The sequence below is a fragment of the Pseudomonas sp. PA-7-1E genome, from assembly GCF_021605325.1.
Taxonomy (GTDB): Bacteria; Pseudomonadota; Gammaproteobacteria; order Pseudomonadales; family Pseudomonadaceae; genus Aquipseudomonas; species Aquipseudomonas fluorescens_BV.
Genome location: NZ_WKFA01000025.1, coordinates 14,811 through 41,560 on the forward strand (window position 1 = coordinate 14,811; position 26,750 = coordinate 41,560).

The window sequence follows — 26,750 nt, forward strand, 5'->3', positions numbered from 1 at the left end:
AATTAGATGGAGGGACCATGAATTCTGGTCCCTCCGCCTCCATAGATTTACATGCATTATAACTAAACTAAATAACTATTTAGTTTAGTTATATCTGATCGTTATCCATCAAAGCCTAAACCGATCCACCGACTGCGAAAGCTTCCCCGCCAAACTCGACAATTCATCCGTCGTCGACGCCGTCTCGCCAATCACCCGACTGTTACTTTCCGACATTCCCGCAATCCTCTCCACCTGATGAGCAATCTCATTACTGGCCAGGCTCTGCTCACTAATAGTGCGGGAAATATCGTTGACCAATTCAGTGGTGCTCAGCGTGGCCTGGAGGATCTCGCGAATGGCGCGTTCCACTTCGGCAGTCACCGCCATGCCCTTGTCCACTTGGGCAACGCCCTCCTCCATGCTGATCACCGCTTCACGGGTGTTTTGCTGGATACTCCCGACCATGCTGGCGATTTCCTGGGTGGAGGCGCTGGTGCGTCCGGCCAGGCTGCGCACTTCATCGGCGACCACCGCAAAGCCGCGCCCTTGTTCACCGGCGCGGGCGGCTTCGATGGCGGCGTTCAGGGCCAGCAGGTTGGTCTGGTCGGCAATCCCCTTGATCACCTGGATAATGCTGTAGATCGCCTCGGACTCCTTGTCCAGCGTGCGAATCACTTGGGCTGACTGTTGGGCAGAACGGGCGATGCCATCCATGTCGCTGACCACCTGGTGGATAACCCGGCCGCCGTCCTTGGCCAGGGTTTCAGCCTGACTGGCCATGTCCAGGGCACGTTGGGCGTGACGGGTGATTTCTTCGATACTCGCGGTCATTTCGCTCGCGGCGGCGGCCATGGTGCTGGCGGCGACGCTTTGTTGCTGGCTGCTGCCTGCCACTTCATGGCAACCCTGGCTGAGGCGCTCGCTCATGCCATTGACGCCATGGGCATTGCTGCGAACCACTTCGATCATGCCGCGCAAATCCCGCTGCATCGTCGCCAGGCTGCGAATCAGTGCACTGGCTTCGTCCTGGTTCTTGGGTTCGGCAATCGGCTCGCTCAGGTTGCCATGGGCAATGCTCTGGGCAATACGGCTGGCGGTGCGCAACGGCCCCATGATGCTCAGGGTCACCCAACGTCCTTGTGCCAGCAGCAACAGCAGGCTCGCCCCCAATACAATAATCAAGGTCCGGTTAGCGTTACTGATGGTTTGCCGGGTACCGGTGCTGGTGAGTTGGGTATTGTTTTCGATCAGTTCGCTCAACGCCGCCATTTGTTCTTCCAACTGGCTGAACGCGGCATTGAAGGTCTGCAGTTCCCCTCGTGCGGCCTCTGGATTCTCCAGGGCCAGCGCGACGATGCGCTCGCCGGCACTGATGTAGGTGTCCAGGCTGGGTTTGATTTTTTCCAGGCTGGCCTTGATCGAGGCGTCCAACGGCAGCTTGAGATTGTCCGCCAGCACCTCGCGAAAATGCTCGGCATGCTCCTTGATCGAGCTGTTGACCTCAGCCGGCGTACTGGTGCTTTTGCCCAGCCCGACCAACATCGCCGACAGTACATCCGCACGCAGGGCGTCGTGCATCATGTCGGCTTCCATGTGGTTGCGCAGTACCGTCATGCTGACGTCGTTGTCCTGTACCGCATCGGCCATCCGCGTATTGCCCAGGTAGCCAGCCAGGCTCATGATCAAAGCGGTGAGCAACCCGGTCGCAATCAACAGCACCAAGCGTAATTTGATCGTCATAGTGGTACCCCGTGCCAGGACCGCCGGTTGGGAGCCCAACCGTTTCAATGTCGCTGCTAGCTGTATCGGCAGCTGTTGCTTGTTAGTGAAGCCTAAGTTTGCGGATCTGCGCGGTTCCCTTAAGCTGACCGTCCGTTGCTCTACCTGGATCTGCCAAATGCCTCAACGTATCGCCCGTCTCGCCCTGTTGCTGGGCTTGATCACCGCCGTCGGCCCGTTTGCCATCGACATCTACCTGCCGGCGCTGCCGACCCTGGGCGCCAGCCTCCAGGCCTCGCCGGCGGCCGTGCAGATGAGTTTGACGGTGTTCTTCATGATTATCGGCGTGTGCCAGTTGTTCTACGGCCCACTCAGCGATGTGTTCGGGCGTAAACCACCGATTTATGCAGGTTTGGTGATCTTTGCCATTGGCAGCGTCGGCTGCGCACTGGCCCCGACGATCGAAGTGCTGATCGGCTTTCGAGCCATACAAGCGTTCGGTGCCTGTGCGGGCATGGTGATCCCACGGGCGATTGTCCGTGACCTGTACACCGGCCATGAAGCGGCGCGTCTGATGGCTTTGTTGATGCTGGTGATGAGTGTTTCGCCGATCCTCGCGCCACTGGCCGGTAGCCTGGTGATTTCGATCTGGAGCTGGCGCGAAGTGTTTGCCGTGTTGGCGGTGGTGGCCGTGCTGTGTCTGGTGATGACCGCAGTACAACTGCCAGAAACCCACCCGGCCGAGCGCCGCCTGGGCAAGACACTGGGCCAGGCGTTCGGCAGTTATGGCGCCCTCCTCCGCGACCCGGTCTTTACGGGCTTGTCGGTGGTGTGCGGGTTTGGTCTGGCCACCTTCTTCGTGTTCATCGGCAGCGCGCCCTTCGTGTACATCGAGTTTTTTGGCCTGACACCGACCCAGTTCAGCCTGTGCTTTGCGCTCAACGCGGCCTCGTTTTTCGCCATGAGCCAATTGACCGCCCGCCTCAGCGCCCGCTTTGGCCTGGCGCCGTTGATTCGCTGGTCGGTGGTGGGCGTGGCGGCGGTCATGAGCTTGCTGGCGGCTACTACGCTGTGGGGTGACAGCCTGGCCTTGATGATGGGCCTGCTGTTTATCGGTTTTGGCTTTCTTGGCCTGCTATTGCCGGCGGCCGGGGTGCTGTCGCTGGAGGATCATGGTGCGGTGGCGGGTTCTGCGTCTGCACTGCTGGGTGCGATCCAGATGGTCACAGCGGCTGTGGCGATGACCTTGGTGGGCGTGTTCGCCGATCATACTCCAGCGCCGATGTTGATCGGCATTGCGCTGTGTGCGCTTGCCGCGATGGTTACCACGCTGTGGACCTTGCGCCGCTTGCCAGCTCACCTAGCCTCAAGCGTGCCGCCACCCTCCTGATCCAACATCCTGGTCGCCTGTGAGGCCCTCTTCGCAGGCAACCCAGCTCCCACATTTGGATCGTGGTGTGTCTCAGGCTACCACCTACAAATCAAATCGATCCACCGCCCGCCGCCGCTCATTGTCGTCACGCACGTCATAGCTGGCAGTGGTCTGGATGTTGGTGTGATGCGCCAGTTTCTGCGCAATCGACAAATCATGCTCCTCGATCACCCGGGTGATAAACGAACGACGGAAATCATGGGGCATGATCTTGACCCCCACCTGATCACCGCGCTGGCGTGCGATGTAGTAAATCGCATGCTTGGTGATCCGCTCTCGGGTGATATGGCTGCCTCGCCGGATGCGGTTGAACAGGAAGCTGTCGTCCTGCTCGCCTTCCTTGAGGTGCTCGCGACGAAACGCCAGCCAGGCTTGCAGCTTGGCAAACGCCCAGTCCGGCGCGTACTTGACCAACTCTTTGTTGCCCTTGCCGATCACGCGCAGGCTGCGCTCGTCAAAGTTGACCTGTGCCAAGTCCAGGTTCACCGACTCCGACTTGCGCATGCCCGAGCCATATAACAGGCCGATCACCGCTGCATCCCGCAGGCCCTGGGGCCGAGGGTCGGCGGCGCAGACGTCGAGCATCTCGCGGATCAAGGTGCGGCGCAGATTGCGGCCCTGGCTCAGGCGCGTACCGGGTGTAGCCTTGACCGAGCGCATCTTCAACAGGTGGTCCTGGCTGATCAAGCTCATGCGCCACGCTTCATTCATGACCCCGCGCACCGCATTCACATACAGCGACGAAGTGTTCGGCGCTAAGCCGTCCTCGCGCAAGGCAGCCACCAGTGCGATGACGTGTTCAGGCTGCAGCAGGTGCCAGTCAATCTCTTCGAGGTTGAGGTCTTCGAAACCCAAGCGGTCGGCGGCATCCTGCAGCACGTAGCGCATGGTCAGTTGGCTGGAAGGCGCCAGGCGGGTGAGATATAGGGTCAGTGGGTTGCAAATGGACTCGGTCAAGGTAGATCAGCCTTTGGATTAAATACACCGACCAACTATTTGATTAGTCGATGTATTTAGTGGATTGGCGAAGGCCGAGTCTAACCCAGGACCGGCCCGGGCACAAAATCACGGGGCCGATTCGTCGTCTTCGCTGGCTGCCTGGGGTTGGGCCTGGGATTGGCTCCAGTCAGCGTCCTGTTGCTGCATCAGCGCGAACCAATGCTGGCGCATAAAGGCGAGGTAATTGTCCGGCGCCTTGGCAAAGTCCTTCTCGTCACCATAGCAACCTGGCAGTGGCAGTTCGGTGCCCTGCTCCTTGTATTGGCTTACCAGCGCTTGCTGCGCCGCGACGCTGCAGTCGGTGGGCAGGGGCATGCCGCGCAAGGCACCAGCGTCCTCGTCCCACCAACTGGCGCCCACGCGGTCAAGGCCACGCAGACGATACTTCTCGGACTTGCCGGCATGCATGATCAACTTGAATTCGTTGGGGCTGACATCACTGGTGCAGGCCCGCGAATAACCGACCGTGGCCTGGGTATTGCCGTCGCCCAGCAGGTCGGTGACCTTGGTGGCAGCCCGGTCAAAGCGCAGCCCTGCGTCGAATTCGCAGTGCTGTACATCGTCGTACAGCATCCACACGCGCTTGGGGCGCTCGCCACCCAGCACGTATTGCGCCGCGTAGACAAAGGCCGATTGGGTACCATCGTCATCGCGCTCACCGACTTGCTCGGCGAGTACCAGCAGGTTTTTGCCTTGGCGGTCATCCCAGGTATAAGCCGCGACCTGCTTGCCGCGCACTTCCACCCCGTCCGGCACCTGGTCCAGTGCGGTCAGCGCGACGCCTTGATCGGCCCGCACGCTGGTGACACAGGCCACCGTCATCAACAATCCCATCAGCGCTGGCCGCAACTGGCCGCGTAAAAGCTGCACGCTATTCATCCGAGTACCCTGGCAAGAGAGGGCTTACTTTACCGGCACTTGAGCGCTAATGCAGAGAAGATTGTTGAAGGGCGAGCATTGGGCTGATCGCCTCGCTCAGATTGAACCAAGCGTCTTGTACGAAGCTCCGATGTCGCCCTGTGAGACCTACATGTAACGCCTTGATTACTTAGCTGAACCCTAGCTGTCTGCCTGTCAAATAAACGAGTTTTTCATCCGCCTTTCATATTCGTTGCACATTTTTGCGCTTAACCTTGTAGGCAACACTTGAGAGCAATCCGTGGATTATCGACTAACCTATTGAAAACGCATCATCTTTAGCCCCGTTTTGTAACCTGCGGGCTGTAGTTTTGCCCAATGAACGCTGCCGTTTTCACGCTTGAAGTCGCTTTAGCCCGAGGTCATGAATCTTTGAAACCCTACCCTATTCATTGCGTGTCGATCGTTATCCCGGTCTACAACGAACAAGAAAGCCTGCCTGAGTTGCTGCGTCGCACCACGGCAGCCTGCAAGCATCTGGCCTACGAATACGAAATCATCCTGGTGGATGACGGTAGCCGCGACAACTCGGCCCAACTGCTCGAAGACGCCGCCGCGGAAGACGGCAGCAATGTGGTAGCGGTGATCCTTAACCGCAACTACGGCCAGCACGCGGCGATCATGGCCGGCTTTGAACAGTGCCGTGGCGAAGTGGTGATCACCCTTGACGCCGACCTGCAGAACCCGCCGGAAGAGATCCCGCGCCTGGTCGAGCAAGCTGCCCTGGGCTACGACGTGGTTGCCACCGTGCGGAATAACCGCCAGGACTCGGCCTTCCGCCGCTGGCCGTCGCGCTTGATCAACCTCGCCGTGCAACGTTCTACCGGCGTGGCCATGACCGACTACGGCTGCATGTTGCGTGCCTACCGCCGCACCATCGTCGACGCCATGCTCGCCTGCCGTGAGCGCAGCACGTTCATTCCTATCCTGGCCAACGGCTTCGCCCGCCACACCACGGAAATCCTGGTGCACCACGCCGAACGTGAGCACGGCGAATCCAAATACAGCACCATGCGCCTGATCAGCCTGATGTTCGACCTGCTGACCTGCATGACCACCACGCCCTTGCGCCTGCTGTCCATCGTCGGTTTCAGCCTGGCGGCGCTGGGCGTGCTGTTTGCCTTTGCCCTGATCGTCATGCGCCTGGCCTTCGGCGCCGACTGGGCCGGTGATGGCCTGTTCGTGCTGTTTGCGGTGTTGTTTGTGTTCACCGGTGGCCAGTTCATCGGCATGGGCCTGCTGGGCGAATACCTGGGCCGCATGTACAGCGATGTACGTGCCCGCCCACGCTTCTTTATTGAAAAAGTGCTGCGCAACCAACCGGCAGCACCGGCTCCAGTCGTCGTGGTCGACGGCCTGGTGTCTTCCCATACTTCTACTTCTTCTTCGGATCAGGTCCAGTCATGAGTTCAAAAGCTGTTGTATTCGCCTACCACGATATTGGCTGCGCAGGCATTGAAGCGCTGCTCAGCGCCGGTTACGACATTGCCGCCGTGTTCACCCATGCCGATGACCCCAAGGAAAACAACTTCTACGGTTCCGTCGCCCAACTTTGCGCCCGCAATGGCATCCCGGTACATGCACCGGAAGACGCCAACCACCCGCTGTGGATCGAACGCATCGCCAAGCTGAACCCGGAGTACATCTTCTCGTTCTACTACCGCAACCTGCTGAGCGAGCCGCTGTTGGCCACCGCCCGCAAAGGCGCGTTCAACCTGCACGGCTCGTTGCTGCCTAAATACCGTGGCCGCGCCCCGGCCAACTGGGTGCTGGTCAACGGCGAAACCGAAACCGGCGTGACCCTGCATCGCATGGTCAAGCGTGCCGATGCCGGCGCCATCCTGGCCCAGCAAAAAGTCACCATCGAGCGCAGCGATACCGGCCTGAGCCTGCACGCCAAGCTGCGTGAGGCGGCCACTGCCCTGTTGCGCGATGCTCTGCCACAGCTGGCCCAGGGCAAGCTGAGCGAAACCGCCCAGGACGAGAGCAAAGCCACCTACTTCGGTCGTCGCACCGCCGCCGATGGCAAGCTGGACTGGAAAAAACCTGCCGAGCAACTGTTCAACCTGGTACGCGCAGTGACCCAGCCGTACCCCGGCGCCTTCTGCGCCGTGGGCGAGCACAAGCTGATCGTGTGGCAAGCCGACGTGGTCAAGGGCAACGAAGGTTTGGCGCCTGGCCGTGTAATCAGCGTCAACCCGCTGCGCATTGCCTGCGGTGAAGATTCCCTGGTGGTCAAGTTCGGCCAGCGCAACGAAAACGGCCTGTACCTGGCCGGCCCGTCCCTGGCCGATGAACTGGGCCTGGTAGACGGTTCCGTGCTGCGCGGCGCCGAGTCGGGCCGCAAGCCGCGCCGTACCCGTGTGCTGATCCTGGGCGTGAACGGTTTTATCGGTAACCACCTGTCCGAGCGCCTGCTGCGTGACGACCGCTACGAAGTCTATGGCCTGGACATCGGCTCCGACGCCATCGAGCGCCTGCGCAGCCACCCGAACTTCCATTACGTGGAAGGCGACATCAGCATCCACACCGAGTGGATCGAGTACCACATCAAGAAATGCGACGTGGTGCTGCCGCTGGTGGCCATCGCCACGCCGATCGAATACACCCGTAACCCGCTGCGCGTGTTCGAACTGGACTTCGAAGAAAACCTCAAGCTGGTGCGCTACTGCGTCAAGTACAACAAGCGCGTGATTTTCCCGTCGACCTCCGAAGTCTATGGCATGTGCCAAGACCAATATTTCGACGAAGACACCTCCAACCTGGTGGTGGGCCCGGTCAACAAGCAACGCTGGATCTACTCCGTCTCCAAGCAACTGCTGGACCGCGTGATCTGGGCCTACGGCGACAAGGGCTTGAAGTTCACCCTGTTCCGTCCATTCAACTGGATGGGCCCGCGCCTGGACCGTCTGGACTCGGCGCGTATCGGCAGCTCCCGCGCCATTACCCAGCTGATCCTGAACCTGGTGGAAGGCACGCCGATCCGTCTGTTCGACGGTGGTGAGCAGAAGCGTTGCTTCACCGACATTGCCGACGGCATCGAAGCCCTGGCGCGCATCATTGATAACGACAATGGCGTCTGCGACGGCCAGATCATCAACATCGGCAACCCCGAAAACGAAGCCAGCATTCGCCAGCTGGGCGAAGAACTGCTGCGTCAGTTCGAGGCTCACCCACTGCGCCACAACTTCCCGCCGTTCGCCGGTTTCCGCGACGTCGAGAGCAAGGCGTTCTACGGCACAGGCTACCAGGACGTGGCGCACCGCAAGCCGAGCATCGAAAACGCCAAGCGCCTGCTGAACTGGGAGCCGAGCGTGCAGATGAGCGAAACCATCGGCAACACGCTCGATTTCTTCTTGCGTGAAGCCATGCTTGAAATTGCGGATAAAAAGTAATGCAGGCAGGTCTTCGCATCGACGTCGACACCTACCGCGGCACCCGTGAAGGTGTGCCACGGTTGCTCGACTCCCTGGCCGAAGCCGGGGTCAAAGCGACGTTCTTCTTCAGTGTCGGGCCGGACAACATGGGGCGTCACTTGTGGCGCCTGATCCGCCCGCAGTTCCTGTGGAAGATGCTGCGCTCCAACGCGGCCGGCCTGTATGGCTGGGACATCTTGTTGGCCGGCACTGCCTGGCCAGGCAAGCCGATTGGCCGAGACCTGGGGCATTTGATGCGCCAGGCCAAGGCGGCCGGGCATGAAGTCGGCCTGCACGCCTGGGATCACCATGGCTGGCAGGCCAACACCGGGCGTTGGAGCAAGGCCCAACTGGTCGAGCAGATTCGACGCGGCGTAGACACCTTGAGCGACATCCTCGGCGAGCGCATCGACTGTTCAGCGGCCGCTGGCTGGCGTGCCGATGAGCGTGTGGTGCAAGCCAAGCAAGGCTTCAACTTTCGCTACAACAGCGATTGCCGGGGCTCCAGCCTGTTTCGACCAACCCTGGCCGATGGCAGCGCAGGCACCCCACAAATTCCGGTAGACCTGCCGACCTTCGACGAAGTCGTCGGGCCGGTGGTGGCTGCCAACGATTTCAACCGCTTCATTCTCGAGCGCTTCAGCGCGTCGAAGCTGAACGTCTACACGATCCACGCGGAAGTAGAAGGGATTCTGATGGCCAATGATTTTCGCCAGTTGCTCGCCCAGGCAGGGCAGCGCGGCATTGATTTCAAACCCTTGGGCGAACTGTTGCCCACGGATGTGACCACCCTGCCCCAGCAACAGTTGGTACGCGGCGCCTTGAGCGGCCGCGAGGGCTGGCTTGGAGTACAGCAGGCATGATCCGCCGCTGGGCCTTGCCCCTGCTCCTGCTCGCGTTTGCGGTGTTCTACCTGCTGCCGTTGGCCACCCATGGCCTGTGGATTCCCGATGAAACCCGCTATGCACAAATCAGCCAGGAAATGCTGATGACCGGCAAGTGGGCCTCGCCGCACTTCATGGGGATTCGCTACTTTGAAAAACCTGCGGCCGGCTACTGGATGATCGCGCTGGGCCAGGCGATCTTCGGCCAGAACCTGTTCGGCGTACGGTTTGCCTCGGCGTTGAGCACCGGTTTGAGCATTCTGCTGGTGTATCTAGTCTCTCGCCGGTTGTGGAACGACCCGCAAAAAAGCCTGGTTAGCACGCTGCTCTACATGAGCTTCGTCAGCGTGGCCGCGCTGGGCGGCTATGCCAACCTGGACCCGCAGTTCACCTTCTGGGTCAACCTGACAGGCGTGGCCTTGTGGTTCTGTTTCGACAGCACCACGCGGCGTGCGCGCTTGTGGTCCTGGGCCTTGCTGGGCCTGGCGTGCGGCATGGGCTTCATGACCAAGGGTTTCCTGGCCTGGTTGCTGCCGGTGCTGGTCGCCCTGCCCTACGCCGTCTGGCAAAAACGTTTTGGCGAGTTGTGCAAATTTGGCCCTGTTGCCGTGGTGGTGGCGATTGCTGTCAGCGTGCCGTGGGCCCTGGCTGTGCACCTGCAAGAGCCGGACTACTGGCATTTCTTTTTCTGGCACGAGCACATCCAACGCTTTGCCGGTGAAGACGCCCAGCACGCCGAACCTTTCTGGTATTACTTGCCGCTGCTGGTAGGGTTCGCGCTGCCGTGGGTTGCGCTATTGCCGTCCGCGTTCAAGCAGGCCTGGCTGCAACGTCGCGTGCCGAAAACCGCGTTCCTGCTACTGTGGCTGTTGATGCCCCTGGCCTTTTTCAGCCTGGCCAAAGGCAAGCTGCCCTCCTACATCATGCCGTGCATGCTCCCCCTGGCCTTGCTGATGGGCTCGGCCCTGAGCGACAAACTGGCTCAAGGCCACGGCCGCGTGCTGCGCATCAATGGCTGGTTGAACCTGGTGATCGGCGTGCTGGTCTTGCTGGCCCTCAGCTGGTTCCAGTTGAAGAAGCCGGTATACGAACCGGGAGAAGAAACCCTCAGCCTGGTGCTGGTGTTCATCTTTTTGTTCGGTTGGATCGTGGTCAATCTGCTGCAAGCGGCGCGCCCTTTGGCATTGTGGGCCGCGCCGCTGATCGGCAGTGGATTGCTGGTGCTGCTGGTGCCTGCGGCGTTGCCTCATTCGGTGGTTTACAACAAGACCCCGGACCAGTTCATCATTGATCACATCGACGAATTGCAACCCAGCGTTGCCCTGCTGAGCAACGACCTGGGCGCCGCCTCGGCGCTGTCCTGGCGCCTCAAACGTCCCGATATCACGCTGTACAACACCTCGGGTGAGGTCAAGTACGGCCTGGCTTACGAGGATACGGCCCCGCGTCTGGTCGACCGTAACCGCATCCAGGCGTGGATGGCCGAAACCCGGCGTACCGGCGCGGTGGGCGTGGTGATGCGCGTCAATAGCACCGGCGAAAAAGAAGAACTCGCACTGCTGCCCACTGACGGCAAGCGTTATGCGCAAGGCAAGATCGTGATCCTGATTTTCCCCCAGGTCGCGCCATGATCACCCTGCTGCTACTGCTCACGGCCTGCCTGCTGACCTGCATGGGCCAAGTCTCGCAAAAATTCGCCGTGGAAAGCTGGCGCGGCGTGCCAGACGGCTGGGCACTGAAACTGCGCTCGCCGTGGTTGTGGTCGGCGCTGGTGTGCCTGGGCCTGGGCTTGCTGGTGTGGCTGCTGGTGTTGCAGCGCCTGGAAGTCGGCATTGCCTACCCCATGCTCAGCCTGAATTTTGTGCTGGTCACGCTGATGGCGCGCTTTGTGTTTCATGAACCCATTGATGCTCGTCATTGGCTGGGCGTGGGGCTGGTGATTGCCGGCGTGGTCTTGCTGGGGCGCCAGGTATGAGTCGCGTGCGGGGTTTCGCCCTGGCTTTGGGCAGTGTCGGCCTGGTGAGTGGTGCCCAACTGGGCATGCGCTGGAGCATGACGCGCCTGCCGCTTCCCACCCAATGGCTGGCTGCCTTCACGGATAACAGCATCGACCTGGGCGCCTTGGGCGTGGTGATCCTGGCGATCATCGCCTATGCGCTGTCGATGCTGTGCTGGCTCGGCGCACTGAAGCACTTACCCCTGGGCCGCGCCTATTCGCTGCTCAGTATCAGCTACGCGCTGGTGTATTTGCTGGCCGCCAGCCTGCCGGCGTTCAACGAAACTTTTTCGCTTTCAAAAACCTTGGGGGTGGCCTTGGTCATCCTCGGCGTACTGGTTATCAACTCTCGTCGTGCTAGCACCTCAAGTCCCAGGAATACCCCATGAAAATCAGTGTATTTGGTAGTGGTTACGTTGGTCTGGTCCAGGCCACGGTATTAGCCGAAGTCGGTCACGATGTCATTTGCATGGACGTTGACAAGCACAAGGTCGAATCGCTGCAGAAGGGGCATGTGACCATCTTCGAGCCGGGCCTGGCAGCCATGGTCAAGGACAACCTGGAAAGCGGGCGCCTGCGCTTTACCCACGACGAAAAACTCGCCGTCGAGCACGGTGAAGTGTTGTTTATTGCCGTGGGCACGCCGTCGGATGAAGACGGCTCTGCCGACCTGAAATACGTGCTGTCGGTGGGTGATGCGGTAGCCCGCCATCGCGTGGCGCCGGTGATCCTGGTGGAAAAATCCACTGTACCGGTCGGAACTGGCGACACATTGCGCGACCACATCCTCAATAACCTGCGCGCCGCCGGCCGTGAGCTGCAGTTCGATATCGTCTCCAACCCGGAATTCCTCAAGGAAGGCTCCGCCGTTGCCGACTGCCGCCGCCCGGACCGGATCATCATCGGCTGCGAGCGTGAAGAGGTGCGCGACGTGATGCGCGACCTGTACGCGCCCTTCAACCGCAACCACGATCGCATCATCTTCATGGACCTGCGCAGCGCCGAACTGACCAAGTACGCCGCCAACTGCATGCTGGCCACCAAGATCAGCTTCATCAACCAGATCGCCGAGTTGGCTGAACACCTGGGTGCCGACATTGAGTCGGTGCGCCTGGGCATCGGTGCCGACTCACGCATCGGCTACCACTTTATCTACCCTGGCTGCGGTTATGGCGGCTCGTGCTTCCCCAAAGACATGCGCGCCCTGATCCACAGCGCCAAGCAGGCCAACTGCTCCAGCGACCTGCTCGAAGCCGTGGAAGCCATCAACCAGCGCCAGAAGAGCAAGCTGTTCGAGCGCATCAACGCGTTCTTCCAGGGCAACCTCAAGGGCAAGACGTTTGCTTTGTGGGGCCTGGCCTTCAAGCCCAACACCGATGACATGCGTGACGCCCCCAGCCGCGTGCTGATGGAAGCCCTGTGGGCTGCCGGGGCCAATGTGCGCGCCTTCGACCCTGAAGCCATGCAGGAAACCCAACGCATCTACGGCGATGACCCGCGCCTGATGCTGATGGGCACCCCGGAATCCACCTTGGGCGGCGCCGATGCGTTGATCGTGTGCACTGAATGGCAGCAATTCAAGGCGCCGGACTTTGACCTGATTCACCAGCGCCTGAAAACCCCGGTGATCTTCGACGGCCGTAACCTGTACGACGGCGAGCGCCTGACGCGCAAAGGCTTCAAGTACTTCCCCATCGGCCGCGGCGACTCCTGCGAGTTACCGATCCCCCAGCAAAACTGGGTGGAACAGGTCAAGGACGCTTGCTAAGTGAACATCGCCTTACCGTCCGGGCAGCGCGCAACGATCCGTCGCCAGTCCCTGGGGCTTGGGCTCTTGGCGCTGCTGCTGTTTATCGTCGGCAACTGGCACCAGGCGATCATCGGCTTTGATTCGCGCTTTGTGCTGTTTGCCCAGGAAATGCTGCGCCATGGCCCGAGTTTCTTTCCCACCACCTATGGTCAGCCGTATGCCGATTACCTGGCGACATCGACCCTGTTGACGTGGCTGCTGTCGGTACCCTTGGGCCAGGTCACCAGCCTGACGGCGTGGCTGCCCACGGCGGTCGCTTCGGCGCTGATCGTGGTGCTGGTCTATCGCCTCACGGCGCCCTACTCGCCACGTTGGGGCCTGCTGAGTATTGCGATGCTGCTGCTCAGCAGTACGTTCATCAGCGAAACCCGTGCAGTCTCCCTCGACCAGATGCTCGCCGCCGTGGCGTTGGCGGTGTTCTACCTAGGCTATGCCCATGATCATTTCGCTGCCGCCAAGCGCCTGCATTGGGTGTTTTTGCTGTTGCTGCTGGGGTTTGCCATCCGTGGCCCGATCGGCCTGGTGATCCCTACGGGCGTGTTGTGCAGCTATTACCTGATCAACCGCCAGTGGCGCCAGCTGTTCAGCTTCGGCCTGCTGGCACTGGCGCTGCTGGCGGCGTGCGTCGGTCTGTTGCTGCTGCTGGCCAAGCTCAGCGGCGGCGAAGACTTCATGCATGACGTGATTCGCATGCAGTTCCTGGGGCGCATGGATGGCAGCGAAGGCTCCGGCGGCGTGCTGTATTACTTCACCAGCTCCCTGGGCAACTACGCCCTGGCCTATCCACTGGCATTGTTAGTGCTGCTGGCGGTGCTGATGGACGGTCGACGCGCACCGGCCCCGGCCTTGAAGCTAGTGCTCTACTGCGCGGCAGCGGCTGTGCTGGTGATGCTGGGCCTGTCGGTACCCCAAGCCAAGAAAGCGCGCTACATCCTGCCGATGCTGCCGATGGCCGCGATCATTGCCGCGTACCCCTTCGCGGTCACGCAAGGGCGACAGTTTGCGTGGCTACGCGCCTTGATGCTGGGCATCTGGACGCTGTTGCCAACGCTGTTGGCCATTGGCTTGATGGTGGCGCGGCGGCGCTACCCGGAACCGCTGGCCGACCTTGAGCTGATCTTCGTCGTGCTCGGCACGCTACAGGTGCTGGCCCTGCTGGCATTGCTCCGCTCGCGGCTGCGCACCTACGGCCCCGCCTTGGCCGCCGTGCTCGCCCTCTGGACCACCTACATCATGGTGGTTGAACCCCTGGAACGTCAGGTGTACGACACCCGCACCTTCAGCCTTGCCGTCAAGGCACACGTTCAGCAGCAACCAGCGCCGCTGGTGTTGCATGCACTGGGCAAAGACGCGAAAGCTATCAAGTTCATGGTCAACTTCGATTGCGACAAGGTGCCGCTGTTTACCCAACTGCCTGCCGAATTGAAACCGGTCCAGGCGCCGGCATGGTTGGTCATGAGCCAGGCTGACTTCCAGGCACTGGACGATCCGCGCCTGCGCTCAATCACGCCGACGCTCACCGCAGCGTTCGACAAAAATCCGTATGTGTTGCTGCACTTGGCAAAAGCCACGACGCCTTGAGTGCTTTGCCCGCTGCACTGTAAGAAAGAACGCCCACTCCTCCACGAGTGGGCGACTTTCATCATAGGTACCAAGAAAACACCTACATTTGTTTGCGTAATGGCTGATGCACTTTCCCTTCCGGTGCTCGGAGCCCAACTGTAGACTCGCTGCCACGTGCACTTACTATCTACCACCCGACCGCCAGGACTGCCCTGAAACGCTTGGGCCAGGGCACTTCATGACAACAAGGACGTTGTAGGCTGCCCGCGCGCGATGGCTTACTTCATCGAGAGGACAATGCCGTGCGAGAAAACCTGTTAACCCTCCCTTTACCCAGGCTGGATCGCTTGATGGCGTTGCGTGACGCACTGGTGGCGTTGAAGGGGCCGCTGGCCGACGATCCAAGGCTGCGCGAAGACCTGCAAGCGCGTCTGTTCAATGAAGAAACCCATAGTCGCGTGCTGGGCAAGATCAATCCGGCTACACCCGCAGACTCCGGGCCGATTACCTACGGCGAGGCCTTTTAGCTGCATTTATTTTGCATTTAACCCTCATTAATATGCATTGGCGCCGCGTTATCAAGCACTGCACACTGCACAGGTTCCTTCCCCCAAATGTTGGAACCTTCAAAGGGCTGTTCCGGGAAACCAGGCAGGCCTTTTTTTTCGCCCGCTGTTTATGGACCGTCTCTCAATGCTCGCTCGCTGGTTACCCGCTGCAATCAACACCCGTCCCGCCGAATGGAGCCGTGCAGCCATCGGCATGGCCCTGGGCACGATGTTCAGTGTCTGGGCCTGTGCCCAGGTGTTCGGCATGGAGGTGGCCCTGCACCTGCTCGGCCCTCTGGGCGCATCGGCCGTACTGTTGTTTGCCGTGTCGTCGGGGGCGCTGGCCCAACCCTGGTCAATCATGGGCAGTTACCTGTGTGCAGGCATCGTCGCGTTGTTGGTCGCCCGCGTCCTGGGGCGCACCTTGGGCAGCGCCTGCCTGGCGGCGGGCATGACCGTGATTCTCATCTGCTGGCTGCGTTGCCTGCACCCACCGGCCGGCGGCCTGGCCATGACCCTGGTGCTGGCCGATCCGGCATCGGTCAACCTCGGCTGGTACGAGCTTGCGCCGGTGATGCTCGGCGCCGGCGCCCTGCTCGCCTGCGCGCTGGCCTATAACAATGCCACGCGCACGCGTTATCCCAAGGGCCTTGCCGAGCCAGCCCCGGTTATCCTGGGCTCTGCCAATGCCGTGAGCGAGCCGAGCATCACGGCAGCCGACCTCAAGCTCGCGTTGGCCGAGATGGAGCAGTTCTACGATGTCGAACCGACAGAGTTGGAGCAACTGATCCACGCCGCCGAGGGCCATGCCCGACGTCGCAGTATCGGTGAGGTACTGGCCAGCCGGGTGGTTTGACCGGCACTGCATAAATGCAACAACGACCTGCAGGATTCCGGGTTGTACTGGGCAAATTTGCACTGGTACGATCACGAGAGAGTTCACCCGCGAACATCTTGATAAAGACAATAAAAGCAGGGAGTTAGAGATGACTGCTCAGGTTTCATCCCAAGCAAGCCGCGCCGAGGTCCAGCAGGACGCTGTCCTGGCAAGCGTGCGCAACCATATCGGCCACCTCACCCTCAATCGTCCCGCTGGCTTGAACGCCATCACCCTGGACATGGTCCGCCAGTTAACCGCGCATTTGCAGGCCTGGGCCGACGACGCCGAGGTCTACGCCGTGGTACTGCGCGGCGCCGGTGAGAAAGCCTTTTGCGCCGGCGGCGACATCCGCTCGCTGTACGACAGCTTCAAGCAAGGCGACACCCTGCACCAGGACTTCTTCGTCGAGGAATATGCCCTCGACCTGGCCATTCACCACTACCGCAAACCCGTACTGGCGTTGATGGACGGCTTCGTCCTCGGCGGTGGCATGGGCCTGGTGCAAGGTGCGGACCTGCGGGTAGTCACCGAACGCAGCCGCCTGGCGATGCCGGAAGTGGCCATCGGCTACTTCCCGGATGTCGGCGGCAGCTATTTCCTCTCACGCATTCCGGGTGAGTTGGGTACTTACCTTGGGGTGACTGGCGTGCAGATCCGTGCGGCCGATGCGTTGTACTGCGGATTGGCAGACTGGTACATCGACAGCGCCAAGTGGGTTGAGCTGGATCAGAAACTCGACGGCCTGCAATGGCATGACTCGCCGCTCAAGGACCTGCAAGGCGCACTCGCCAAGCTCGCCGTGCAGCAATTGCCCGACGCCCCCTTGGCGGCCTTGCGCCCGGCCATTGACCACTTTTTCGGGTTGCCGGACGTGCCCAGCATCGTCGAGCAACTGCAACAAGTCACCGTGGCCGATAGCCATGACTGGGCGCTGACCACCGCCAACCTCATGCAGACCCGCTCGCCCCTGGCCATGGCCGTGACCCTGGAGATGCTGCGCCGTGGCCGCCACTTGCCACTGGAACAGTGCTTTGCCCTCGAACTGCATCTGGATCGCCAATGGTTCGAGCGCGGCGACCTGATCGAAGGGGTTCGCGCACTGATCATCGACAAGGACAAGACTCCGAAGTGGAACCCGCCCACCCTCCATGCGCTGGATGCCAGCCATGTGGACAGCTTCTTCCGCGACTTCGTGCAGATTGGGAAATAAGCCATGCAAGATCTTGAATACACTGAAGAACAAGTGATGATCCGCGACATGGCGCGGGATTTTGCCCGAGGCGAAATCGCCCCCCATGCCCAAGCCTGGGAAAAAGCCGGCTGGATCGACGACGCCCTGGTGGCGAAGATGGGCGAGCTGGGCCTGCTAGGCATGGTCGTCCCGGAAGAATGGGGTGGCACCTATGTCGATTACGTCGCCTATGCCCTAGCCGTGGAGGAAATATCCGCCGGTGACGCTGCGACGGGCGCGTTGATGAGCATCCATAATTCAGTGGGTTGCGGGCCGATCCTCAACTACGGCACAACCGAACAGAAACACACCTGGCTGGCCGAACTCGCCAGTGGCCAGGCCATCGGTTGCTTCTGCCTGACCGAACCCCAGGCCGGTTCCGAAGCCCATAACCTGCGCACCCGTGCCGAGCTGCGTGATGGCCAATGGGTCATCAATGGCGCCAAGCAGTTTGTCAGCAACGGCAAGCGGGCCAAGTTGGCCATCGTGTTCGCCGTGACCGATCCGGACTTGGGCAAGAAAGGTATTTCGGCGTTCCTGGTGCCCACCGATACCCCAGGTTTCGTGGTCGACCGCACCGAGCACAAGATGGGCATTCGTGCGTCAGACACCTGCGCCGTCACCCTCAACCAATGCAAGGTTCCCGAAGCCAATCTGTTGGGTGAGCGCGGCAAGGGGCTGGCCATCGCCCTCTCCAACCTGGAAGGCGGCCGCATTGGTATCGCCGCCCAGGCCCTGGGCATCGCCCGCGCCGCGTTTGAAGCCGCGCTGGCCTACGCCCGTGATCGGGTGCAGTTCGACAAGGCAATCATCGAACACCAGAGCGTGGCCAACCTGCTGGCCGACATGCAAACCCAGCTCAACGCTGCGCGCCTGCTGATCCTCCACGCCGCACGCCTGCGCACTGCAGGCAAACCATGCTTGTCCGAAGCCTCCCAGGCCAAGCTGTTCGCCTCGGAAATGGCCGAGCGGGTCTGCTCCAAGGCAATGCAGATTCATGGAGGGTATGGGTATCTGGAGGATTACCCGGTGGAGCGCTACTACCGGGATGCACGGATCACGCAGATTTACGAAGGCACCAGCGAGATTCAGCGGATGGTGATTGCCAGGGAGTTGAAAAACTACCAGCTCTAACGGACATGACACCATCGGCTTCTGTAGGAGCGAGCTTGCTCGCGAAAAACGTCAACGATAACACGTGCTTGCTGACTGACCGCGGCGTCTGTGAGCTTCTCGCGAGCAAGCTCGCTCCTACAAAAATGCCTTGACCGTCTGGCATTATGGCTTGCCTGCGATGCAGACACCTCGGTACATCAGTTAAACCGAGGCGATGCCATCGCAGGCAAGCCGGCTCCCACCTTTGCTATGCGGGGGTTGGCAGGGTTACTTATCCTTGAATTCCGGCGCCCGCTTGGCCACGAATGCGGCCATGCCTTCCTTCTGATCCTGGGTCGCGAACGCCGCGTGAAACACCCGGCGCTCAAAGCGCACGCCTTCGGACAGGCTGACTTCAAACGCACGGTTCACGCTTTCCTTGACCATCATGCTGATCGGTACGGATTTACCCGCGATCAGGGCGGCCACTTTCAGCGCTTCTTCCAGCAACTCATCGGCGGGCACAATACGCGCGACAATGCCGCAGCGCTCGGCCTCTACCGCGTCAATAAAACGCCCGGTCAGGCACATCTCCATGGCCTTGGCCTTGCCCACTGCACGGGTCAGGCGCTGGGTGCCGCCCATGCCCGGCAGCACGCCCAGGTTGATTTCCGGCTGGCCGAACTTGGCGGTGTCGCCGGCAAGGATAAAGTCACACATCAGGGCCAGTTCGCAGCCACCGCCCAGGGCGAAGCCATTCACGGCGGCGATGATCGGCTTGCGGCGATTGGCCACGCGATCGCTGTCGCTGAACAAGTCGTCCATATAGATCTGCGGGTAGGTCAGCTCGGCCATTTCCTTGATGTCGGCACCGGCCGCGAAGGCTTTTTTCGAGCCAGTCAGCACGATGCAGCCAATTTCAGGGTTGGCTTCCAGGCTGTCCAGCGCCTGGTTCAGCTCACTGACCAGTTGTGCATTCAAGGCGTTCAGTGCGCTGGGACGGTTGAGCGTGATCAGCCCGACACGGCCCTGGACGTCAAGCAGGATGGTTTCGTAACTCATGTATCGGCTCCTTAAAGATTGCGTGAGATGACCATGCGTTGAATATCGCTGGTGCCTTCGTAAATCTGGCAGACCCGCACGTCGCGGTAGATCCGCTCAAGGGGGAAGTCGTTCAGGTAACCGTAACCGCCCAAGGTTTGCAAGGCGGCCGAGCAGACTTTCTCGGCCATTTCGGACGCAAACAGCTTGGCCATGGACGCTTCCACCAGCGCCGGCTTGCCACTGTCACGCAGGGCGGCGGCGTAATGCACCATCTGCCGGGCGACGGCGATCTGGGTGGCCATGTCGGCCAGGCGAAAGGCCACGGCCTGGTGTTCGATCAACGGCTTGCCAAAGCTTTCACGCTCACGGGCATAGTCGCGGGCCGCTTCGAAGGCGGCGCGGGCCATGCCCACCGACTGGGAGGCGATGCCCACGCGGCCACCTTCCAGGTTGGCCAAGGCGATTTTGTAGCCCTCGCCCTCCTCGCCCAGACGGTTGGCCACCGGTACTTTCACGTCTTCAAACAGGATCTGACAAGTGTCCGAGGCATGCTGCCCCAGCTTGTCTTCCACCCGTGCCACGGTATAACCGGGCGAATCGGTGGGCACAATAAACGCGCTGATTCCACGCTTGCCTGCGGCGGGGTCAGTGACCGCAAACACAATCACGATCCCGGCGTTTTGCCCGGAGGTGATGAACTGTTTGCAGCCGTTGAGTACATAGTGGTCGCCTTCAAGGCGCGCACGGGTTTTCAGGCTGCTGGCGTCGGAGCCGGCCTGGGGTTCGGTCAGCGCGAAGGCACCGAGCATGGCGCCGCTGGCCAGGGGCGTGAGGAACTGCTCTTTCTGCTGGTCATTGCCAAACTTGAGGATCGGTACGCAACCCACCGAGTTGTGCACGCTCATGATCGTGGAGCAGGCACCGTCGCCCGCGGCGATTTCTTCCAGGGCCATGGCGTAGGCCAGGTAGCCGGTGTCGCAACCGCCCCACTGTTCCGGGACCAGCATGCCGAAAAATCCCAGTTCGGCCATTTCCCCAATGGCCTCCTTGGGAAAACGATGCTCGCGGTCCCACTCGGCGGCGAAGGGTTTCAAACGTTCCTGGGCAAATTGCCGGGCGGCGTCGCTGATCTGCAGTTGTTCGTCATTGGGCAACATAGGTCATCCTCAATACAGGCATTCAACGGCCATGGCCGTGGCTTCACCGCCGCCAATGCAGATAGCGGCGACGCCACGCTTGAGGCCCTTCTGGCGCAGGGCCGCGAGCAACGTCACCAGGATGCGTGCGCCGGAGGCACCAATGGGGTGGCCCAATGCACAGGCGCCACCATGCACGTTGACCTTGTCGTGGGGAATCTCCAGCTTGCTCATGGTCACCAGGCTGACCACGGCGAAGGCCTCGTTGATTTCGAACAGGTCGACCTCGTCGAGGCCCCAGCCGGTCTTGCTCATCAGTTTGCGAATCGCCCCCACCGGCGCCACCGGAAACAGCCCAGGCTCATCGGCAAACGCGGCGTGCCCGTGGATCACTGCCAACGGCTTGAGGCCGCGCTTGAGCGCCTCGGACTCACGCATCAGCAACAACGCCGCGGCGCCATCGGAGATCGAGCTGGAGTTGGCTGCCGTCACTGTACCGCCGTCACGGAACGCCGGTTTAAGGCTGGCAATCTTGTCCAGCCTGGCTTTCGGCGGTTGCTCATCGTGAAGGATGGTTTTTTGTTCCTTGCCCACGGTGACCTGCACCGGGACGATTTCACTGGCAAAGCTGCCGTGGGTGATGGCCTCTTGTGCGCGGGTCAGGGAAGCGATGGCAAACGCGTCCTGGGCTTCCCGGGTAAAACCATTGTGCTCGGCGCAGTCCTCGGCAAAGGTGCCCATCAGGCGCCCCTTGTCGTAAGCATCTTCGAGGCCGTCGAGGAACATATGGTCCAGCACCTTGCCGTGGCCCATGCGGTAGCCGCTGCGCGCACGATCCAGCAGGTACGGGGCGTTGGACATGCTTTCCATGCCGCCTGCGATCACCACATCCACGCTGCCAGCGCGCAGCGAGTCGTGGGCCAGAATCGTCGCTTCCATACCGGAACCGCACATTTTGTTGAGGGTGGTGCAGCGCGTGCCCTTGTCCAACCCGGCGCCCAGGGCAGCCTGGCGGGCAGGCGCCTGTCCAAGCCCGGCGGGCAGCACACAGCCAAACAGCACTTCGTCAACAGCATCGGTGGCGATACCGGCACGCTCGACCGCCGCACGAATGGCGGCTGCGCCCAGCTGCGGTGCGGTCAGGCTTTTGAGGTCGCCCTGGAAACCGCCCATGGGCGTGCGCACGGCGCTGACAATAACAATAGGGTCGTTCATGGCAATTGCTCCTTATTTGGCGGCCATGCGCAAGGCACCGTCGAGACGGATCACCTCGCCATTGAGCATGCTGTTTTCAATGATGTGGCGTACCAGCGCGGCATATTCAGCGGGTTTGCCCAAGCGTGGCGGGAACGGCACGCCGGCAGCCAGGGAGTTGCGGACTTCGTCGGTCATGCCGGCCATCATCGGGGTTTCGAAAATGCCCGGTGCAATGGTCATCACGCGGATACCAAAGCGCGCCAGTTCCCGTGCGGCAGGCAAGGTGAGGCTGGCGATCGCGCCCTTGGAGGCGGCGTACGCAGCCTGGCCGATCTGCCCATCGAATGCCGCCACCGAGGCGGTATTGATGATAACGCCGCGCTCGCCGTCGGCATTCGCCTCGGTTTCAGCGATAGCCGCAGCGGCCAGGCGCAACAGGTTGAAGCTGCCGACCAGGTTGACGTTGATCACCTGGGCAAAGCTTGCCAGGCCGTGCGGGCCATTCTTGCCGAGGATCTTCTCGCCGCGCACCACACCCGCGCAGTTGACCAGGCCATGCAAGCCACCAAAGGCCTCGACCGCTGCCTTCACCGCCGCTTCTGCAGCGGCTTCCTGGCTGATGTCTGCTACGGCACTGCGGGCGTTGTCGCCCAGTTGCTCGGCCTTGGCGGCCACGGCGTCAGCGTTCAAGTCCACCAGCATCACCTTGGCACCTGCGGCGACCAGCATTTCAGCCGTGGCCGCGCCGAGGCCCGACGCGCCGCCGCTGACCAGGAATACCTTGTTTTCAATCTGCATCGTTGTTTCCTTTTAAAGGGATCACGCCACGGCCGCCTGGGCCTTGGCTATTTCCTGATTGCGCAAAATAAAGCGTTGCAGCTTGCCGCTCGGGGTCTTGGGCAAGTCGCTGACAAATTCGATTTCCCGCGGGTACGCATGGGCGGCCAGGCGCTGACGCACATGCAGGCGCAACTCTTCAGCCAGCTCCGGGGTGGCACGGTATTGCTCACTGATCACCACAAAGGCTTTGACCAGCTCGGTGCGCTCCGGGCAAGGCTTGCCGACCACGGCAGCCTCGACCACCGCAGGGTGTTCCACCAACGCGCTTTCCACATCGAAGGGCCCCACGCGGTAGCCGGATGTAGTGATCACGTCGTCGCTGCGCCCGACAAAGCTGATGCTGCCGTCCGGGTTCAGCTCCACGGTGTCGCCGCTGAGGTAGTACTTGCCGACGAACGCGTTGGTTTTCACGCCGTCGTACCCGGCAAACCAGCACATAGGCGATTGCTCGCGGTCGATGGCAAGGATGCCGGGTTGGCCGGCTGGCAGCTCCTGATGGTTGTCATCCAGCACCACGATGCGATGCCCTGGCGAGGCAAAACCCGCCGAGCCGACATGCACCGGATGCGCCAAACCATGGTGATTGCACAGCACCATGCCCAGCTCGGTCTGGCCGTAATGGTCGTGGATGGTCACGCCCAGGTTGTCGGCGAACCAGCGGATCACCTCCGGGTTCAATGGCTCGCCGGCGCTGCTGACGATGCGCAGCTTGCCCTTGATCGAACGGGCGAACTGTTCGCCACCGGCAATCAACAGCCGATACGCCGTGGGCGAACCGGTCAGGTTGGTGATCGCGTATTTATTGATGACCCGGCAGGTGCTTTCCAAAGTGAACGGGCCATCGTAGAAGGTAATCGGGTGCCCCATGGACAACGGCCCGGTCACGCCGAAATAGATGCCATAGGCCCACCCAGGGTCGGCAACGTTCCAGAACGCGTCCTCGGGGCGCAAGTCCACGGCGTCGCGCATATAGCCCTGGAACGCGACGATGGCCTTGAGCGGTACCGACAGCGCCTTGGACGGGCCGGTGGTGCCGGAGGTGAACATCAGCAGGAACGGCTCCTCTGCGCCCAGCAGCACCGGCTCGCAGTGAGAAGAGTAATTGGGCAGTTCGGCCCAGAAGCTGTAGTCGCCCCGCACGATACCTTCGCCTTTGGCCCCGGCGACTGTGACGATGGTCGGGCAGTCGGCGACCTCCGCCAGCTTGGGACGGTTCACTGCATCGGTGACTACCAGCGCTGCGCCAGAGCTGTTCAAGCGATGTTCAATCGCCTTGGGTCCGAACGCGGTAAACAGCGGCTGATAGACCGCGCCGATGCGCCACGTTGCCAGCACGACCACCAACAATTCGGCAGTGCGAGGCAACAGGCCCGCCACTTTGTCACCGCGCTTGACGCCCTGGGCCAGCAGGAAGTTGGCGAAACGTGCGGCCTGCTCCTGCAGTTCGGTAAAGGTAGAGGTGGCGCTGCGCCCGTCCTTGCCTTCCCAGAACAACGCGATGCGCCCCGGCAGCGCGTGACGGTCACAGCATTCAACACAGGCATTGAGCGCCTGCAGATTGCCGGCCAGTGCGGCGTCGGCGGTATGCTGGTAATCAAACTCGGTAGTGGCAGCCAAATACTCACGCATCGCTTCCTATCCTTCTGTGTTTTTATTTTCAGGACGTTTACAACTCGATAAACCGCTGAAATAGTCGCTCCAGAGCGGCGCAGCGGCAATGGTCAAAGCCTTCAACTTGGCTGACTGGTTTGGCCAGTCCGTAGTGAACACGGGGGCTTTTTCGCTTTTCTGTGGGAGCGGGCTTGCCCGCGAAGGCGGTGGGTCAGTCACCCCGACTGTCACTGCACCACCGCTTTCGCAGGCAAGCCTGCTCCCACAGGGTTATGTACTGCCGGTTCACACGTTAGTCATTGAGTTGACTGATCAGACGGTCGATCCAAGTGATTGGACGCGATGCATAGCAGCTTCTAATCTGACAGCCTGCTCCGCCACAGAAGCCCTCCATGATCGTTCGCCCTAAACCCAACGTCCTGGGTATCCTGTTCTCCCTCAAAGGCTCCATTGCCAAGCGCATTGCCTGGCGCAGCCTGCTGGTCACGCTGTTGGCCTCGGTCATCGTGCTGGTGGAAACCCTGCACCCCGCCTATTTTTCCAAGGTCAACGCTACGCCCTTCACCTTGTTGGGCCTGTCACTGTCGATCTTCATGAGTTTTCGCAACAACGCCTGCTACGACCGTTGGTGGGAGGGCCGCAAGCAACTGGGGCAAATGGTCATTGACGTGCGCTCGCTGATTCGCGAGACCCAGGTGCTGGGGGACACCGCCGAGCGTGCTGGCCTGCTGCGCGGCCTGTGCGGTTTTGCCCATGGCTTGGTCGCGCATTTGCGCCATGAAGATCAAGCCCGGGCGATACACCCGTGGATCAGCGTGCCAGCGAGCCACCCCAACCTGCCGGACAGCGTGCTGCAAGCAGTCGGTGCGCGCTTTTCGGTCCTGGCACAACAGGGCGTGATCAGCGAATGGCGCTACACCCAACTGGAAGCCCGGCTGGTCAGCCTGAGCCAGGTGCAGGCGGCATGCGAGCGCATCAAGACCACACCACTGCCCTTTCCCTACACCCTGCTGTTGCACCGCACCATTTACCTGTTCTGCATCTTGCTGCCATTCGCCATGGCCGAGCCTCTTGGCTGGTTGACGCCAGTGTTCACCGCGATTGTCAGCTACACCTTCTTTGGCCTGGATGCGATTGGCGATGAATTGGAAGACCCCTTCGGCTTCGACGAAAACGACTTGCCGTGTGACGCTATCCTGCGGACATTGGAGCGCGAGATCCTCTCCGCCTTGGGTGAAGTCAACCTGCCGCCAGCGTTGGAGCCAGCGGACTACGTGCTGACCTGACGCGGGTTTGACACTCGCCTCGCACTGACCGAAGCTTGGAACTTTGCTGCCCAAGCTTTCGGACGCCTGCATGTCAAAGTCTCGCCGTTACTCCATCATCGGCCTGTGCGCCCTGTTGCTGATCGTACTGATCACCTGGTTTTTCTCCCGTACCCCGGCAGTGGCCGTCCCCCCGGCCATCGCCCATGGCTATTCCAAGGCCTTGAAGCAGGCGCATAATGGCGAGCCAGGCGCCGCACGTGTGTTGTACCAACAGCTCGGCCGGCCGGACCTGTCGCCCGAGCGCCGCGCCGCCTTGCACGCCGAGCTGCCCAATTACCCCAGCCCCCAGGCGCTGAAACTGGCCGATAAAGACCTCGCCGATAAGTCGGCGCTGGTGCGCGAAGCCGCGATTCACAGCATCGTCGGCTTGGTGCCCACTGGCCAGCGCACCTTACTGCTCGGCCCGGTGCTGGACGATCCGGAACAATCGGTGCGCTTTGCCGCCGCCAACGCCTTGCTCGGCCTGTCGCCCGATACCCTGGGTTTGTACTTTGGCCCACTGCAGCAGGTGCTCGACGAATTCGTGACAACGCTGAAGGCCCAGCCCGAAACGGCTGAAGGCTGGATTCAATTGGCGCGCCTGTACATCCACAGCGCCCTGCTGCCGGAGGCGCAAAACGCCCTGGAGCAGGCAATGCGCTTGCAGCCGGACAACCTGCAAGCGGTGGTATCGCAAATCGAACTGCTGGACAAACAAGGAAAGACTGACGAGTCGCGTCAACTGCTGGCCCGACAATTGGCTGCGCACCCCGAATCGGCCTACCTGCAACATGCTCTGGGCATGTGGCTGCTGCACCATGGCGAGCGGCCCTACGCCCTGCTCGGCTTGTCCAAGGCGGTGGAGCTTGCGCCGGACAACCCGGATTATCGCTACGACCTGGCCACGACCCTGCACGCCCAGGACGAAGTAGAGGCGGCCCAGCGCCAGTTGGAAGAAATCGTCCAGCGTCACCCCGCCAACCGCAAAGCCCGCGTGCTGCTGGTCAACTACTGGAAAGAGACCGGCCAGTTGCAGAACGTCCAAGTGCTGCTCGCTCAACTGGAGCAACAGAACCCGGATGATCCGGCGCTACAGCAGGGCCTCTGATCTGCGATCAGTTCAGCACTGCAAAAACTTGTAA

23 protein-coding genes and 1 pseudogene are annotated in these 26,750 nt (G+C 61.2%); 15 read left to right on the top strand and 9 right to left on the bottom strand.

Annotated elements, in window-relative coordinates:
• Positions 1–108: 108 nt before the first annotated feature.
• Positions 109–972 (bottom strand): methyl-accepting chemotaxis protein, encoded by an 864-nt coding sequence (locus GIW79_RS29825; protein WP_370694803.1) that lies wholly within the window; start codon positions 970–972, stop codon positions 109–111.
• Positions 967–1,722: pseudogene (locus GIW79_RS29830) on the bottom strand (MCP four helix bundle domain-containing protein); the annotation flags it as partial. The gene GIW79_RS29825 and the pseudogene GIW79_RS29830, both read right to left, overlap by 6 nt.
• A gap of 157 nt (positions 1,723–1,879) precedes the next feature.
• Here GIW79_RS29830 and GIW79_RS17235 point away from each other — a divergent pair.
• Positions 1,880–3,091, top strand: a complete 1,212-nt coding sequence (locus tag GIW79_RS17235; RefSeq protein WP_236454245.1) for a multidrug effflux MFS transporter — start codon at positions 1,880–1,882, stop codon at positions 3,089–3,091.
• An 84-nt stretch (positions 3,092–3,175) separates the two neighbouring features.
• On the opposite strand, the gene GIW79_RS17240 is transcribed toward GIW79_RS17235, so the two are convergent.
• Together GIW79_RS17240 and GIW79_RS17245 are read right to left on the bottom strand one after the other, a co-directional pair.
• Positions 3,176–4,090 carry a site-specific integrase gene (locus GIW79_RS17240; RefSeq protein ID WP_034127441.1) on the bottom strand — a complete coding sequence of 305 codons (915 nt, stop codon included), beginning with the start codon at positions 4,088–4,090 and terminating at the stop codon, positions 3,176–3,178.
• A gap of 108 nt (positions 4,091–4,198) precedes the next feature.
• Entirely contained in the window at positions 4,199–5,011 is an 813-nt protein-coding gene (locus tag GIW79_RS17245; RefSeq protein ID WP_236454242.1) for a M949_RS01915 family surface polysaccharide biosynthesis protein, read from the bottom strand.
• Positions 5,012–5,422: 411 nt separating this feature from the next.
• On the opposite strand from GIW79_RS17245, the gene arnC reads away from it, so the two are divergent.
• From arnC to GIW79_RS17305, 12 genes are all read left to right on the top strand, one after another.
• Positions 5,423–6,457 (top strand): undecaprenyl-phosphate 4-deoxy-4-formamido-L-arabinose transferase, encoded by a 1,035-nt coding sequence (arnC, locus tag GIW79_RS17250; protein ID WP_054896500.1) that lies wholly within the window; start codon positions 5,423–5,425, stop codon positions 6,455–6,457.
• Positions 6,454–8,445 (top strand): bifunctional UDP-4-amino-4-deoxy-L-arabinose formyltransferase/UDP-glucuronic acid oxidase ArnA, encoded by a 1,992-nt coding sequence (arnA, locus tag GIW79_RS17255; protein WP_054896501.1) that lies wholly within the window; start codon positions 6,454–6,456, stop codon positions 8,443–8,445. Before arnC ends, arnA begins: the two co-directional genes overlap by 4 nt.
• A complete protein-coding gene (arnD, locus tag GIW79_RS17260; RefSeq protein ID WP_236454240.1) occupies positions 8,445–9,329 on the top strand; it encodes a 4-deoxy-4-formamido-L-arabinose-phosphoundecaprenol deformylase in 885 nt (294 codons plus the stop codon). Before arnA ends, arnD begins: the two co-directional genes overlap by 1 nt.
• A complete protein-coding gene (arnT, locus tag GIW79_RS17265) occupies positions 9,326–10,981 on the top strand; it encodes a lipid IV(A) 4-amino-4-deoxy-L-arabinosyltransferase (RefSeq protein WP_054896503.1) in 1,656 nt (551 codons plus the stop codon). Before arnD ends, arnT begins: the two co-directional genes overlap by 4 nt.
• Complete coding sequence (gene arnE / locus GIW79_RS17270) at positions 10,978–11,325, top strand: 4-amino-4-deoxy-L-arabinose-phosphoundecaprenol flippase subunit ArnE (protein ID WP_198791281.1); 348 nt, start codon at positions 10,978–10,980, stop codon at positions 11,323–11,325. The genes arnT and arnE overlap by 4 nt, the downstream gene beginning before the upstream one ends.
• Entirely contained in the window at positions 11,322–11,735 is a 414-nt protein-coding gene (gene arnF, locus GIW79_RS17275; RefSeq protein ID WP_198791282.1) for a 4-amino-4-deoxy-L-arabinose-phosphoundecaprenol flippase subunit ArnF, read from the top strand. Before arnE ends, arnF begins: the two co-directional genes overlap by 4 nt.
• Positions 11,732–13,114, top strand: a complete 1,383-nt coding sequence (locus GIW79_RS17280) for a UDP-glucose dehydrogenase family protein (RefSeq protein ID WP_034127447.1) — start codon at positions 11,732–11,734, stop codon at positions 13,112–13,114. The genes arnF and GIW79_RS17280 overlap by 4 nt, the downstream gene beginning before the upstream one ends.
• Positions 13,115–14,737 (top strand): ArnT family glycosyltransferase, encoded by a 1,623-nt coding sequence (locus GIW79_RS17285; protein WP_236454237.1) that lies wholly within the window; start codon positions 13,115–13,117, stop codon positions 14,735–14,737.
• A gap of 320 nt (positions 14,738–15,057) precedes the next feature.
• Positions 15,058–15,246: a type VI secretion system contractile sheath small subunit gene (locus GIW79_RS17290; RefSeq protein WP_254989728.1), complete on the top strand. Its 189-nt coding sequence runs from the start codon at positions 15,058–15,060 to the stop codon at positions 15,244–15,246.
• Positions 15,247–15,412: 166 nt separating this feature from the next.
• Complete coding sequence (locus tag GIW79_RS17295) at positions 15,413–16,123, top strand: HPP family protein (protein ID WP_054896508.1); 711 nt, start codon at positions 15,413–15,415, stop codon at positions 16,121–16,123.
• A gap of 130 nt (positions 16,124–16,253) precedes the next feature.
• On the top strand, positions 16,254–17,357 hold the full coding sequence (locus GIW79_RS17300; protein ID WP_236454234.1) for an enoyl-CoA hydratase/isomerase family protein: 1,104 nt from the start codon (positions 16,254–16,256) through the stop codon (positions 17,355–17,357).
• Between the two features lie 3 nt (positions 17,358–17,360).
• Positions 17,361–18,512 carry an acyl-CoA dehydrogenase family protein gene (locus GIW79_RS17305; protein WP_034127451.1) on the top strand — a complete coding sequence of 384 codons (1,152 nt, stop codon included), beginning with the start codon at positions 17,361–17,363 and terminating at the stop codon, positions 18,510–18,512.
• A gap of 249 nt (positions 18,513–18,761) precedes the next feature.
• Here GIW79_RS17305 and GIW79_RS17310 read toward each other — a convergent pair whose 3' ends face one another.
• The 5 genes from GIW79_RS17310 to GIW79_RS17330 are packed head-to-tail and all read right to left on the bottom strand — an operon-like array spanning position 18,762 to position 24,319.
• Positions 18,762–19,535 carry an enoyl-CoA hydratase gene (locus GIW79_RS17310; RefSeq protein ID WP_054896511.1) on the bottom strand — a complete coding sequence of 258 codons (774 nt, stop codon included), beginning with the start codon at positions 19,533–19,535 and terminating at the stop codon, positions 18,762–18,764.
• 11 nt (positions 19,536–19,546) lie between these two features.
• Positions 19,547–20,674, bottom strand: a complete 1,128-nt coding sequence (locus tag GIW79_RS17315; RefSeq protein WP_034127453.1) for an acyl-CoA dehydrogenase — start codon at positions 20,672–20,674, stop codon at positions 19,547–19,549.
• 9 nt (positions 20,675–20,683) lie between these two features.
• Positions 20,684–21,868 carry an acetyl-CoA C-acyltransferase gene (locus tag GIW79_RS17320; protein ID WP_054896512.1) on the bottom strand — a complete coding sequence of 395 codons (1,185 nt, stop codon included), beginning with the start codon at positions 21,866–21,868 and terminating at the stop codon, positions 20,684–20,686.
• A 12-nt stretch (positions 21,869–21,880) separates the two neighbouring features.
• The gene (locus tag GIW79_RS17325; protein WP_054896513.1) at positions 21,881–22,648 is read right to left on the bottom strand and encodes an SDR family NAD(P)-dependent oxidoreductase; all 768 of its coding nucleotides are present in this window, start codon (positions 22,646–22,648) and stop codon (positions 21,881–21,883) included.
• Positions 22,649–22,669: 21 nt separating this feature from the next.
• Positions 22,670–24,319, bottom strand: a complete 1,650-nt coding sequence (locus tag GIW79_RS17330; protein ID WP_197900558.1) for an AMP-binding protein — start codon at positions 24,317–24,319, stop codon at positions 22,670–22,672.
• A 374-nt stretch (positions 24,320–24,693) separates the two neighbouring features.
• Between GIW79_RS17330 and GIW79_RS17335 the strand changes: the two genes are divergently transcribed.
• Both GIW79_RS17335 and GIW79_RS17340 read left to right on the top strand, forming a co-directional pair.
• On the top strand, positions 24,694–25,587 hold the full coding sequence (locus tag GIW79_RS17335) for a bestrophin family protein (RefSeq protein WP_054919016.1): 894 nt from the start codon (positions 24,694–24,696) through the stop codon (positions 25,585–25,587).
• A gap of 70 nt (positions 25,588–25,657) precedes the next feature.
• Entirely contained in the window at positions 25,658–26,716 is a 1,059-nt protein-coding gene (locus GIW79_RS17340; RefSeq protein ID WP_054919022.1) for a tetratricopeptide repeat protein, read from the top strand.
• Positions 26,717–26,750 lie beyond the last annotated feature (34 nt).

Excerpts from the sequence above, each read along its gene's own strand:
- GIW79_RS17320 (WP_054896512.1), bottom strand. The coding sequence starts at position 21,868 with ATGAACGACCCTATTGTTATTGTCAGCGCCGTGCGCACGCCCATGGGC.
- GIW79_RS29825 (WP_370694803.1), bottom strand. The coding sequence starts at position 972 with ATGCAGCGGGATTTGCGCGGCATGATCGAAGTGGTTCGCAGCAATGCC.
- GIW79_RS17235 (WP_236454245.1), top strand. The coding sequence starts at position 1,880 with ATGCCTCAACGTATCGCCCGTCTCGCCCTGTTGCTGGGCTTGATCACC.
- GIW79_RS17300 (WP_236454234.1), top strand. The coding sequence starts at position 16,254 with ATGACTGCTCAGGTTTCATCCCAAGCAAGCCGCGCCGAGGTCCAGCAG.
- arnD (WP_236454240.1), top strand. The coding sequence starts at position 8,445 with ATGCAGGCAGGTCTTCGCATCGACGTCGACACCTACCGCGGCACCCGT.
- GIW79_RS17310 (WP_054896511.1), bottom strand. The coding sequence starts at position 19,535 with ATGAGTTACGAAACCATCCTGCTTGACGTCCAGGGCCGTGTCGGGCTG.
- GIW79_RS17340 (WP_054919022.1), top strand. The coding sequence starts at position 25,658 with ATGTCAAAGTCTCGCCGTTACTCCATCATCGGCCTGTGCGCCCTGTTG.
- arnT (WP_054896503.1), top strand. The coding sequence starts at position 9,326 with ATGATCCGCCGCTGGGCCTTGCCCCTGCTCCTGCTCGCGTTTGCGGTG.
- GIW79_RS17305 (WP_034127451.1), top strand. The coding sequence starts at position 17,361 with ATGCAAGATCTTGAATACACTGAAGAACAAGTGATGATCCGCGACATG.
- arnA (WP_054896501.1), top strand. The coding sequence starts at position 6,454 with ATGAGTTCAAAAGCTGTTGTATTCGCCTACCACGATATTGGCTGCGCA.
- GIW79_RS17335 (WP_054919016.1), top strand. The coding sequence starts at position 24,694 with ATGATCGTTCGCCCTAAACCCAACGTCCTGGGTATCCTGTTCTCCCTC.
- GIW79_RS17325 (WP_054896513.1), bottom strand. The coding sequence starts at position 22,648 with ATGCAGATTGAAAACAAGGTATTCCTGGTCAGCGGCGGCGCGTCGGGC.
- arnE (WP_198791281.1), top strand. The coding sequence starts at position 10,978 with ATGATCACCCTGCTGCTACTGCTCACGGCCTGCCTGCTGACCTGCATG.
- GIW79_RS17330 (WP_197900558.1), bottom strand. The coding sequence starts at position 24,319 with ATGCGTGAGTATTTGGCTGCCACTACCGAGTTTGATTACCAGCATACC.
- arnF (WP_198791282.1), top strand. The coding sequence starts at position 11,322 with ATGAGTCGCGTGCGGGGTTTCGCCCTGGCTTTGGGCAGTGTCGGCCTG.
- GIW79_RS17245 (WP_236454242.1), bottom strand. The coding sequence starts at position 5,011 with ATGAATAGCGTGCAGCTTTTACGCGGCCAGTTGCGGCCAGCGCTGATG.
- GIW79_RS17280 (WP_034127447.1), top strand. The coding sequence starts at position 11,732 with ATGAAAATCAGTGTATTTGGTAGTGGTTACGTTGGTCTGGTCCAGGCC.
- GIW79_RS17295 (WP_054896508.1), top strand. The coding sequence starts at position 15,413 with ATGCTCGCTCGCTGGTTACCCGCTGCAATCAACACCCGTCCCGCCGAA.
- GIW79_RS17315 (WP_034127453.1), bottom strand. The coding sequence starts at position 20,674 with ATGTTGCCCAATGACGAACAACTGCAGATCAGCGACGCCGCCCGGCAA.